This window comes from Planosporangium mesophilum (assembly GCF_016863255.1).
GTDB lineage: Bacteria > Actinomycetota > Actinomycetes > Mycobacteriales > Micromonosporaceae > Planosporangium > Planosporangium mesophilum.
The window spans coordinates 1-12,198 of the sequence record NZ_BOON01000063.1 but is presented as its reverse complement, the minus strand read 5'-3'; the positions used below and the strand labels follow the sequence as shown (position 1 = coordinate 12,198).

Here is a 12,198-nt window from a genome sequence, read left to right as displayed (position 1 = left end):
ATCCGCAGACGGCATTATCACCGTGGCCGCGGCCACCGCCACGACGCCGACCGCACCAGCGACCAGCGCTCTGACGATGGGCGATCTCTTCTGCCGGGTCCCGCCACGATGGGCGGAGGGGCTTGTAACCACCTTGGCCTCCATTTCCTGGCCAGCGCCCGAGCCGCCTTGGCGGGACGACCGGACATCCGTGTTAGCGATTTACAAACGTCGATGTTTCCACTCGGTCCCCATCACAGGCAATGTTTTTCGGAAGATTCCGGAAAACAACTCTGCCGCGACGGCGTCCGCATAATGCAGGTACAAGCCGGTCAGGCTCGATGACACTTCGGACCACGTCGTGTCGGTCTTCGATCGCGTGAGCCGATTCGTTTCCGGAAGTTTCGGGATGCCGGCACCGGTGCTCCATCGGACCGTGCGGCCTTCGCGTTAGCGGTAACATGCTCGGCCGGCCGCGAGCTGGTGCGCTGAACGGGCTGGTCGATCGACGAGCGCTGGGCGGTGGCACCGGCGCCAGTAGCAGTGAAGCCAACAGCCGGTGGTGGTTTCGCCCCGATCACCGCGTGCTGAGGTACTCAGGGTGCATCGTGTTCTCCTCCCGCGAGGACGGCAGGTGGTGGCGACGAGCCTGCTGCCTACGCCGCCGCGCAGGCGAGGGTGGGTGTCTCGTTGGTGGTGGTCCAGGTGCCGAGCAGTCCGAACTCGGTGTTGGCGCCCGCGCCCAGCGCGCCGTTGAAGCTCACGTTGCGGGCCGTGACGGCGGCCCCCGAGGAGGTGACGGTCGCGTTCCAGGACTGGCTGACCGTCTGGCCGTTGGCGTACCGCCACGTCAGGGTCCAGCCGGTGATGGCACTCCCGCCGGCGGCCACCCGGACCGAGGCCTGGAAGCCACCCTGCCACTGGCCGACCACCGTGTAGGTGGCGGTGCAGCTTCGACCACCGGTCGGCGGCGCCGTGGTCGGCGGCGCCGTGGTCGGCGACGCCGTCGGACCCGGCCCGCCGGTCCCACCGATGCTTCCAGGTACGGATCGCAGAGCGCTGAACCACGTGGCGGCCATCTTGTCGTACCCGCCGGCGGTGGGGTGGACCCCGTCGATCAGGTCGGCCGTGGTGAGGGCGCCGTGCATGTCGAGCAGGTGCACGTGCTTGCCCGCGCTCACCTTGCCCTGCACGATGCCGGGGACCGCGGCGTTGAACGTGCGCGCGGCGGCCTCCTGACTGGCCGACGACAGCGGGATGATGGTGGCCACGAACACCTCGGCGGTCGGCACCGTCGCCGTGACGTGGTCGATCAGTGTGGACAGTCGCGCGGGGGCGTTCGCCAAGTTGTAGTTCTGCAGCACGTCGTTGGTACCGAGGTGCAGCAGCACCGTGTGCGGCAGGTAGGTCCGCAGCCAGCCGACGACACTCGCGTCGATCTGGTCGATGCGCCAGCCGGGGTGCCCCTCGTGGTCGTGATCGCCGAGGCTGACCGGCCCGTTCGACTGCGACCCCACAAAGTCCACCGCGTACCCGTTGGCGACGAGCCGCTGCCACAGCCCGATCCGGTAGCCACCCGGCACCTGGGTGCCCTCCGTGATGGAGTCGCCCAACGGCATGACCCGGACCCCGCCGTTCGACTCGGCGTGGGCGATGCCGGCCACGGTGCCCGCGGCGACGACCGCTGCCACCACGGCGGTGGCAGCGACCACGGTGGCAGCGAGCCGTCCACGACGTAGATTCATCACTCACCCCGCTCGCATCGTTGCTGTTGGATTTCGCATGTGCCGAGGTCGGAGAGTGTTATCGCTAACACCAATCCATCGATGATGAAGAATGTCACACCGACTGCCGCACATCAAGGGGACGTTTCGACACCTCGCGCGATGTGGTGCTTCCCCGAGACCCGGCCACCTCGATCCACCACACAGCGGCGGGACGAATCCGCCGATAGGCGGGCCAGGCGGGCACGTCTGTTAGCGCTCACGAAGCTCCACCACCCGACCGACCACGAGAGCAGGTCGAACCGTGGTTCGGCGACGTGACCCTCGGCAACGTCCAGTTCGGGTACGAGATCACCTCGTCCAGCGGTGGGCTGAACTTCACGACCAACAGCTTCCCGGTCTCGGCCAACTGACGTCGCCGCCGCTGCCCCGGCCGGTCGTCACCCGGCTGGGGCAGCGCGGGTCAGCCCATCCCCGGCAGCCCTTGGGCCAGCCGGTAGTAGGCCTGGTTCCAGCGCAGGCGGTCGTTGAAGGTCGAGGTGGTGGTGTTGGAGTCGATGAGCACCAGTTCGGTGCGCAGCATGTGGGCGAAGTCCTGGAGCGTCTCCGCGTCGACGGCCTGGGTGAGCACGGTGTGGTGCGGCCCGCCCGCGATCAGCCAGGACTCCGTGGAGGTCGCGAGCGACGGCGCCGGCTTCCACACCGCCCGGGCGACCGGGAGATTGGGCAGCGGTTGATCGGGCGCGACGACCTCGATCTCGTTGGCCACGAAGCGGAACCGGTCCCCGAGGTCCACCAGCCCGATCACCACCCCGGCGCCGGGCGTCGCGTCGAAGACGAGCCGGACCGGGTCCTCACGGCCGCCGATGCCCAACGGGTGGATCTCGCACGACGGCTGCGCGGCCGCGATGCTGGGGCACACCTCCAGCATGTGGGCGCCGAGGATCTTCGGCTCGCCTGGTCCGAAGTGGTACGTGTAGTCCTCCATGAACGAGGCGCCGCGCCCGGTACCCGCCCCCATCGCCTTGACCGCGGCCAGCAGCGCGGAGGTCTTCCAGTCGCCCTCACCGCCGAAGCCGTAGCCGTCGGCCATCAGCCGCTGCACGGCCAGACCGGGAAGCTGGCGCAGGCCGCCGAGGTCTTCGAAGTTGGTGGTGAACGCGCCGAAGCCGCCATCGGTGAGGAACCGCCGCAGCCCGACCTCGATGCGCGCGGCGTACCGCAGCGAGTCGTGCCGGTCCCCGCCGCGGGCCAGTTCCGGCGCCAGCCGGTACGCGTCGGCGTACTCGACGACCAGGGCGTCCACAGCGTCGTCGCAGACCGCGTCCACGACGTCGACGAGGTCGTTGACGCCGTACGTGTTCACCGACACGCCGAACCGCAGCTCGGCCTCCACCTTGTCCCCCTCGGTGACGGCGACGTCGCGCATGTTGTCGCCGAAGCGGGCCAGCCGTAGCGCACGCAGGTGGTCGTAGCCGGCGGCGGCCCGCGCCCAGCCAGCGATCCGGGCGACGAGCGCGGGGTCGGAGGCGTGGCCCGCGACGGTCTTGCGGGCCACCCCGAGCCGGGTCTGGATGAAGCCGAACTCACGGTCGCCGTGCGCGGCCTGGTTGAGGTTCATGAAGTCCATATCGATGGACCCCCACGGCAGCGACATGTTCACCTGGGTGTGCAGGTGCAGCAGCGGCTTGCGGAGCGCGTCGAGCCCGCTGATCCACATCTTGGCCGGTGAGAACGTGTGCATCCAGGCGATGACGCCGACGCAGGCGGGGTCGGTGTTCGCGGCGAGCATGACCTGACGGATCGCCGGCGCGTCGGTCAGTACCGGCTTCCACGCGATCTCCGCGCCGATCTCGCCGGAGTCCGACAGCATCCGCTGGATCTGCCGTGACTGCCCGGCGACCTGGTCGAGCGTCTCGGGGCCGTAGAGGTGCTGGCTGCCCGTGAGGAACCACAGTTGTGGCTTCAAAGCCGGTGACATGACGCCCTCCCCTGTCGGTGCATGCGCTCAGGCCTGCCCATAGACGTTCTGGTAGCGCGCGTAGAGCGAGTCGACGTCCTGCGCGTCGATCGGCAGTGGGGCGCCGAGCTGCCGGGCGATGTGCACGGTACGCGCGACGTCCTCGCACATCACCGCCGCCTTGACCGCGGCACGGGCGTCCTTGCCGATGCTGAACACGCCGTGGTTGCGCATGAGCACGGCCCGGGACCGGTGCCCGTCGAGGGTGGAGACGATGCCCTGCCCGATCGAGTCGTCGCCGATCAGGGCGAAGGGGCCGACCGGGATCTCGCCGCCGAACTCGTCAGCGATCATCGTCAGCACGCACGGGATGGCCTCACCGCGCGCCGCCCAGGCGGTCGCGTACGTGGAGTGCGTGTGCACCACACCGCCGACGTGGGGCATGTGCTTGTACACGTACGCGTGGGCCGCGGTGTCCGACGACGGTTTGAGGTCGCCGTCGACCAGATCGGCGTCGAGGTCGGTCACCACCATGGTGTCGGGGCTGATCTCGTCGTAGCTGACCCCCGAGGGCTTGATGACCAGCAGGTCGGCTCCGGGTACCCGCGCGGAGACGTTGCCGGCGGTCCACACCACGAGCTGGTTGCGGGGCAGTTCGGCGTGCAGCGCGGCGACCTCGGCGCGCAGGGCGCGGATGGTGTCGCGTACCGACGCGGTGATGGTCACCGGTCCACCGCCCGCCGCTGGATCGCGCGCAGCCTGTACATGACGCCGTTGCCGCCCCTTCCGAAGTAGTCGTGCAGTTGCCGGTACTCGTCGAACAGCTCGTCGTAGCGCGCCGCGGCGTGCGGGTCCGGCTGGTAGACGGCGCGTTCGACGCGGCCCATCGCGGCCGCCGCGGCGGGTACGTCGGGGTAGCAGCCCGCCGCGACCGCCGCGTGGATGGCCGCCCCCAGGGCCGGACCCTGCCCGGACGGGATGCGCGACAGCGGTAGCCGGGTGACGTCGCTGTAGATCTGCATGAGCAGCTCGTTCTTGACCAGGCCACCGACGGCCAGCAGCTCGGTGACGGGCACGCCGGCGGCGTTGAAGGTCTCGACGATGGTCCGGGTACCGAACGCGGTGGCCTCGATCAGCGCCCGGTAGATATCCTCGGGCCGGGTGGCCAGGCTCTCGCCGACCAGTACGCCGGACAGCTCGTGGTTGACCAGCACCGACCGGTTGCCGCTGTGCCAGTCCAGCGCGACCAGGCCGTGCTGGCCCACCTCCTGGGCGGCGGCCAGCCGGGTGAGGTACTCGTGGATCGTCAGCCCCTCGGCCGCCGCCCGCTGCGCGTAGTCGGCTGGTACGTGGGTCTTCACGAAGTGGGCGAAGATGTCGCCGACGCCGCTCTGTCCGGCCTCGTAGCCCCACAGCCCGGCGACGATGCCGCCGTCGACGACTCCGCACATGCCGGGTACGGTGCGCAGCTCGCGGGCGTTCATCACATGGCAGGTCGAGGTGCCCATGATGGCGACCATCTGCCCCGGCTCCAGGGCATTACCGGCGGCGGCGGTGACGTGCGCGTCGACGTTGCCGACCGCGACCGCGATGCCGGCAGGCAGCCCGGTCCACCCGGCCGCCTGCTCGGTCAGCCTCCCCGCCGGCGCTCCGAGCTGCCCGATCGGCTGGTCCAGTTTGGTCGCCACGAAATCGGCGAAGTCCGGGTTGAGCGCCGCCAGGAAGTCACGGCTCGGGTACCGGCCGTCCTGGAAGATGCCCTTGTACCCGGCGGTGCAGGCGTTGCGGACGTAGCTGCCGGTCAGCTGCCAGACGATCCAGTCGGCGGCCTCGACCCAGCGCTGCATGGCCGCGTAGGTCTCGGGGTCCTCCTCCAGGACCTGCAGGCCCTTGGCGAACTCCCACTCCGACGAGATGAGGCCGCCGTAGCGGGCCAGCCAGGGCTCGCCGCGCTCGGCGGCGAGCTGGTTGATCCGGTCGGCCTGTGGTTGGGCGGCGTGATGCTTCCACAGCTTGACGTAGGCGTGTGGGCGGTCGGCGAACTGCGGCAGCTCCGACAGCGGCGTACCGTCCGCGAGGGTAGGGACCATCGTGCAGGCGGTGAAGTCGGTGGCGATGCCGACCACGTCGGCCGGGTCGACCCCCGCGTCCGCCAGCGCCGCCGGCACCGCGTTGCGCAGGACTTCGACGTAGTCGCCCGGGACCTGCAGGGCCCAGCCGCTGCCCAACGGCGTTGCGCTGCCGGGAAGCGCGTCGGTGACGACCGCGTGCGGGTACTCGAACACGGCCGAGCCGAGCTCGGCGCCGTCGGCGACCCGTACCACCACGGCGCGGCCGGACAACGTTCCGTAGTCGACGCCGACGACGAGCGCGTCGGAGTGGTCAACGGGCATGTGCGCCACCTCGAGCGGGTTGAGGGCGTCGTTGGTCACGGCTCGCAAGCTTGAGGAGCAGTGTTATCGCTAACATCGCCTGTGGTCAATGCTAGTGGGTAACGGTCAGGAAACGAAGCCATGACGGATGCCGCCGGCGGGTCGCGCGCAGGCGGATCGTCCGACCGTGCGGCGCAGGCCGACGGCGCGGCGCAGGCGGACGGCGCGGTTCAGGCGGACGGCGCGGCGACGCTGTCGCGCTGGACGAGCGTCGGGGCGATCGTATGCCGGACGATCGCGGGCTCGCCCGAGCGGAGCTGGTCGAGCAGCAGCGTGAGGCTGGCCCGCGCGACCGCGTCGAAGTCCGGCCGGATCGTCGTCAGCGGCGGAATGAAGTAGGCGGCCTCGGGGACGTCGTCGAACCCGACGATGCTGACATCGTCCGGCACGCGCCGGCCCCGCTCGCTCAGGGCGCGCAGGATGCCGAGCGCGAGGTGGTCGTTCGCGGCGAAGACGGCGGTCACCTCCGGCATCCGGGCCAGCATCTGCCCGGCCCGGTAGCCTGCAGCGGCTGACCAGTCGGCGGCCATGACCGGGGGAACCTCGGCGCCGGCCTCCTGCAGCGTGCGCCGCCAGCCCTCGATGCGCCCGGCGCTGTCGAACCACCCGTCCGGGCCCGACACGTGCCAGACCGTCCGGTGGCCGGCGTCCAGCAGGTGGCGGGTGGCGTCACGACCGCCGGCGACCTGGTCCACGGTCACCAGCGCGCCGGGCCGCTGCGGGTCGCCGTCGATCGCGACGATCGGCACCCCGGCCGGCATGTGCTCGAGGGCCTCGTTGGTCGACGCCACCGGGGCGATGACGACGATACCCGCGACGCGGTGGTCGAGGTGGCGCTCGACGGCCGCCACGATGGACTGACGGTCCAGGGTGCTGACGCTGCCCACACTGACCGCGAAGCCGGACTCGGCGGCCGCCTGCTCGAACGCCGCGAGCAGGGAGGCCGGGCCGTAGAGAGTGGAGTTCTGGCTGACCACCCCGATCAGCTGGGAGCGTCCGGTCACGAGCGCGCGGGCCGCCCGGTTGGGGCGGTACCCCAGCTCGGCGATGGCCGCCAACACCCGCATCCGGGTCTGCTCACGCACGTTGGGGTGCTCGTTGAGCACGCGTGACACCGTCTGGTGGGAGACCCCCGCGAGGCGAGCGACATCGGTCATTGCAGGATCGCGCACGCTCTCATTATCCACTCGATATCCAGCCGGTCTGCCCCACGCCGGTCCAACCCAGCGGGCCGAGGTGAACAGCCGCGGCGAGCCGGGCGGGCCGTCCATGAACCGGGGCGGCCCGACCCCGCCTGCGTCGGTGGCCCAGTGCCCGCACCGCGCCCACCGTCACCTTGGCGGCTACGAAGCGGGCACCAACCCGTCGAGCAGCTCGGCGACGGTGTGCGCACCGATGTCCGGCTGCGGGCCGTCGACGAACCGGGCGACGGTCCGCAGCACATGGCGCAGCGCCGGCTCCGCCAGCCCGTCGTACACCGCCACGAACAGCTCCCGGGCGCGCCCCCTCAACCACCCCGCGGGCATCAGCCGCATGGGCAGCCGGGGATCGAGGACGACGAACGTCCGGTACTCGTCCATCACCTCGGTACGGGCCCGTAACGCCTCGGTGCCGGTGAGGTCGCCGGAGCGTACGCGCGGCAGCAACCGGCTCCACCGCCGCACGAACGCGTCGTAGTGCTCGCCGATGCCCGCGAGGTCCCAGGCGTCGAGCGGATCACGGCTGGCCATCCCGTCGACGTCGAGCCGGTGCGCCCGGAACACCGTCATCGTCCCGAGACTGAGGTCACCGAGCGCCTCCACCTTCGCCGAAAGGCCGCGCGGTGACACCCAGAGCCCGTCGTACAACGGCACGTAGCCCAGCCAGCGCAGCCGGCTACGCAAGCTCCTCCGCTCGGACTCGCCCTCCTGCGGCATGGAGAACGCGATGAGGCTCCAGCACCCGTCCCACGACTCGGCCGCCGCGGCGAACCCGACAACGCCCCTGCCGCCGAGGGCGAGGGCGGTGGTGGCGGGCCCGGTCAGCCGGTAGAACGTGTGCCGCCCCCGGCGGCTGCTCTCGATCACGCCTCGCCGGGCGAGCCGGCTGATGGCCGTACGGGCGCCGCCGTCGGTCGCCCCGGACTCGGCGAGCAGCGCCACGATCGCCGCGGACGGCAGCCAGGCGCGGCTTCGCAGGCTGTAGTCGGCGAGCAGGGTCACGGCCAGCCCCTGCGGCGAACCGCCGGCCTGCCGGCGAGGGAACCGGACCGGCCCGACCGCGACGTCGGGGAGGATTTCTTCGACATCGAACGAGGTCACGACGAGAACACTCCGATGGTCGGGCGCCGGCATCACGACGACTGTAGACACTCGCGGACCGGGATCGGAACGGCGTGACTGCCCCGGTACGCGCGCAGGGGCGCCGCGGTGTGGCCCGTCGCCGATCCGGCGTGGCGCCGTACCCCGCCCCGCCGCAATGACATCGGCCTGCATCGATTGACATTTGTCGGCCCGACAGGGACATTTGTTGACATGTAATTCCGCCGGTACGCCGGAAACCCCGCCTGGCCGGCGTCCTCCGAACACCGCGGCCCGCATGACGGATGGCCGCCCGCTCGGATCGCTCCCGCCACGGCAGTAGTGGCGGGAACGAAGGCCGCGCAGAGCACGTACGGAAGTCACCGTGGTGCGTCGCGGCGGTGGCACGCTCGCGCCCGTGCGACCAACCAGCCTCTCCCCTGCCGGAAGGAAGGAACAGACCATGAGAATCAACCGGACGGTGTTCGCCTGCCTGGCCACAGCGGTCGCAGTGGCCGGTCTGGCGGTGGTCGCCCCGGCGATGACGAGGCCCGCCGCGGCGGCGTCCCTGACGGAGGTGACGAGCTTCGGCAGCAACCCCGGCAACATGCGGATGCACGTGTACGTCCCCAACTCGACGCAGGCCAACCCGGCGATCGTGGTGGCCATGCACGGCTGCGGCGGCTCGGGGCCCGGCTTCTACTCGAGCAGCGAGTTCGCCTCCCTGGCCGACCGGTACGGCTTCATCGTCATCTACCCGACCGCCACCCAGCAGGCGGGGTTCGGCAACTGCTTCGACACCTGGTCCGACGCGGCCAAGCACCGCGACGGCGGCAGCGACCCGGTCTCGATCATGTCGATGATCACGTATGCTGAGCGGCAGTACCGGGGCGACCCGAACCGGGTCTACGCCACCGGGAGCTCGTCCGGCGGCATGATGACCAACGAGATGCTCGCCCTCTACCCCGACGTGTTCAAGGCCGGCGCCGCGTTCATGGGCGTACCGTTCAACTGCTTCGCCAACGCGGCCGACTACCCGCCCGGAAGCAGCAAGTGCACCGGCGGGAACATGGACCGGACCCCGCAGCAGTGGGGCGACGCGGTCCGGCAGGCGTACCCCGGCTACACCCGCACCCGCCCGCGGGTGCAGCTGTGGCACGGCACCGCCGACACCCTCGTGCCGTACCAACTGTTGCAGGAGGAGATCGAGCAGTGGACCAACGTGTTCGGGCTGAGCCAGACACCGACGTCCACGGACACCCCGCAGTCGGGCTGGACCCGCCGCCGCTTCGCTGACTCCGCCGGTACGGTGCGGGTGGAGGCGATCAGCGTGTCCGGCGCCGGGCACAGCCTGCCGATGAGTGGCATGGCCGGGTACGCCATCGCGTTCTTCGGACTGGACCGCGGGACACCGCCGACCTCGACTCCTACCACCCCCGGCACGCCGCCGTCCGCCACGGCCACGCCGGGCCAGCCGTCGAGTCCGCCGGCGAACGGGAGCGGCTGCCGGATCACGTACACCACCAACGCCTGGAACACCGGCCTCACCGCCAGCATCAGCATCGCCAACACCGGCAGTTCGACGATCAACGGCTGGTCCCTGGTCTTCACCCTCCCCGGCGGCCAGACCATCACCAGCGGTTGGAACGCCACCTACTCACCGACCAGCGGCCAGGTCACCGCGAGAAACGTCAGCTACAACGGCACCATCGCGCCGGGCGGTTCGGTCGGCATCGGCTTCCAGGCCACCCACACCGGCAACGCCGGCGGCCCTACCTCGTTCACCCTCAACGGCCAGGCCTGCAGCACGGCCTGACACCCGCCACCGCACCACCGGCCCGGACGCCGCCCGTACGTACCCGGTGCGCGTCGCGCCACCCGATGTGGCGCGACGCGCACCGGGTACGCCAGCGGCCGGGTGCCGTGCGTGCTGCTCGAGGTCAGTTGCGCAGGGCCCATCGCTGGTTGGAGCCGCCGTTGCAGGCCCACAGAATGATCTTCGTGCCGTTGGCGGTGGCGGCGCCGTTGGCGTCGAGACACAGTCCGGACTGCACGCCGGTGATGGTGCCGCCTGCGTTGACGTTCCACTGCTGGTTGGCCTGGCCGTTGCAGTCCCAGATGACGACCGCCGTGCCGTTGGCGGTGCCCTGCCCGTTGGCGTCCAGGCACTTGTTGCCGTACACCTGAAACTGCTTGCCCGAGGTGTACGTCCAGCGCTGCATGGAGCCGCCCCAGCAGTCGTACAGCTGCACCTGGGTGCCGTTGGTGGTGCTGCCGTTCGGCACGTCCACGCACCGGCCGGACTGATTACCCACGATCTCGACGTTCTGCTGACCGCCGCCACCGCCGCTCGACGTCGAGTACCCGACGGAGGTGATGTTGGCCTGGACCGCGTTCTCGGTGGCGTCCGACGGGTAGCCGGAGGTCATCACGCCCTCGTAGAAGGTGCCGGCGGAACCGTGGCTGTTGTCACCGCCGATGCCGAGGATGATGGCCCCTTCCTTCTTCATCGGGTTGTAACCGGAGACGTTGGGGCGCGCTCCGTTGTAGAAGGTGGACAGGCCGCCGGACTGCGCGTTGCCGGCCCGGATGGCCCAGTGGTTCGGCTCACCCTTGATGATGGCGGTCAGGAACCGGTAGTTGACGGTCGGGTCGTTGGCGTTGTAACCCGCGTTGACTCCGGAAAAGAGTCCGTTCTCGAGGTCGGCCATGACCCAGGGCCCGTTGCCGGTGCCGTAGCCCCAGACCTTGATGTTGCCGAAGTAGATGGCCTCCATGGTGCCGTTGCCGTTGTCCCGACTGTTGCGCTCGGCGTTGCCGTAGTCGAAGCAGCAGCCGCCGTTGTAGTGCGTGCCGTCGAAGATCGCATACATCCCCTCCGGCTGGTCACCGGTCGCGACGCCGTTGGTGTTGTTGTTGCGGTAGCCGGTGCCGGGAGCCACGAAGACACCGTAGGCCTTGTGGCCGTTGATGGTGATCGGCGCCGCGGTCGCGTCGGCGAGGTTGTCGTATCCGCCCGGAGCTGGGCCGGCGAACCCACCGGGAGGCGCCTGGGTGAGCTGGTTACCTCGACCGGACTGGTCGTAGATGATCGTGATGACGCAGGTCGTGCCGGCACAGAACGAGTCCTGCGCGGCGGCGTCCGCGTATCCGCCCGCGCCCAGCACGCCGATGTTCCGGATGGTGTTGTCCGACGAGCGCCTGACCTGGTACAGCGGGCCGTTGTAGGAGCCGTACAACGCCCGGGTGGTGCTGTGCGCCGCCACGCAGGGCGTGCCGCCCGCGGCGTAGATGTCACACGGCCCCTGCGCGGCCGCCTCTGCGGCATCGACGCCGACCAGGAGGCCGGCGACGACCACCGCGGCCGTCCCCGCCACCAGCAGGGTGTCTCTCAGCTGTCGAATGGGCATGCCGAACCTCCCAGGGCGTAGGGCGTGGAGCCGGTGATGTTAGCGATAACATCACTCCGTCAGCGTGGGTAATCCAGAGATGTTTGTCAATACTTCAATCGACGGTCGCCCAGATGAGGAACGATCTGTAGACGGCAGTTGATGGGCCCGGCTGGCCGCGTGGGCGATCTGGCTCCATCGGGGGTGGATCGCTCGGCCCGCACTCCCTCACGGCGCGGTCGAGGCACCTCAATTCCCGCGCACGGGGCCCGAGCGGCCCCGACAAAAGGTCCAACCAGTACCGATCCAACCTCATCTATTGACGCTGAATCTGTTAGCGATAACATCGAAGGTGCGCGATCCGTGCCCGCGGGACGCGGCGGTGCCACCTCGCCGCGTCCCGGCCCGACGGACCCGACGATCCACGGCGGGCGG

General features: G+C 70.2%; 8 protein-coding genes. 1 reads left to right on the top strand and 7 read right to left on the bottom strand.

The window, feature by feature from the left end:
• Positions 1-635: 635 nt before the first annotated feature.
• The 6 genes from Pme01_RS27800 to Pme01_RS27775 form a co-directional block, all read right to left on the bottom strand.
• Complete coding sequence (locus Pme01_RS27800) at positions 636-1,724, bottom strand: cellulose binding domain-containing protein (RefSeq protein ID WP_168117827.1); 1,089 nt, start codon at positions 1,722-1,724, stop codon at positions 636-638.
• Between the two features lie 442 nt (positions 1,725-2,166).
• Positions 2,167-3,684 (bottom strand): L-arabinose isomerase, encoded by a 1,518-nt coding sequence (gene araA, locus Pme01_RS27795; protein WP_168117828.1) that lies wholly within the window; start codon positions 3,682-3,684, stop codon positions 2,167-2,169.
• 27 nt (positions 3,685-3,711) lie between these two features.
• Positions 3,712-4,389, bottom strand: a complete 678-nt coding sequence (locus tag Pme01_RS27790; RefSeq protein ID WP_168117829.1) for an L-ribulose-5-phosphate 4-epimerase — start codon at positions 4,387-4,389, stop codon at positions 3,712-3,714.
• Positions 4,386-6,056 carry a ribulokinase gene (gene araB / locus Pme01_RS27785; protein ID WP_168117862.1) on the bottom strand — a complete coding sequence of 557 codons (1,671 nt, stop codon included), beginning with the start codon at positions 6,054-6,056 and terminating at the stop codon, positions 4,386-4,388. The genes Pme01_RS27790 and araB overlap by 4 nt, the downstream gene beginning before the upstream one ends.
• Before the next feature lie 209 nt (positions 6,057-6,265).
• Positions 6,266-7,252, bottom strand: a complete 987-nt coding sequence (locus Pme01_RS27780; RefSeq protein WP_203935924.1) for a LacI family DNA-binding transcriptional regulator — start codon at positions 7,250-7,252, stop codon at positions 6,266-6,268.
• 186 nt (positions 7,253-7,438) lie between these two features.
• Positions 7,439-8,395, bottom strand: coding sequence for a PaaX family transcriptional regulator (locus Pme01_RS27775; protein ID WP_239088506.1), 957 nt, complete (start codon positions 8,393-8,395; stop codon positions 7,439-7,441).
• Between the two features lie 442 nt (positions 8,396-8,837).
• On the opposite strand from Pme01_RS27775, the gene Pme01_RS27770 reads away from it, so the two are divergent.
• Positions 8,838-10,190, top strand: coding sequence for an extracellular catalytic domain type 1 short-chain-length polyhydroxyalkanoate depolymerase (locus Pme01_RS27770; protein WP_168117832.1), 1,353 nt, complete (start codon positions 8,838-8,840; stop codon positions 10,188-10,190).
• Positions 10,191-10,314: 124 nt separating this feature from the next.
• On the opposite strand, the gene Pme01_RS27765 is transcribed toward Pme01_RS27770, so the two are convergent.
• Positions 10,315-11,784, bottom strand: coding sequence for an arabinofuranosidase catalytic domain-containing protein (locus tag Pme01_RS27765; protein ID WP_168117833.1), 1,470 nt, complete (start codon positions 11,782-11,784; stop codon positions 10,315-10,317).
• Between the last annotated feature and the right edge of the window lie 414 nt (positions 11,785-12,198).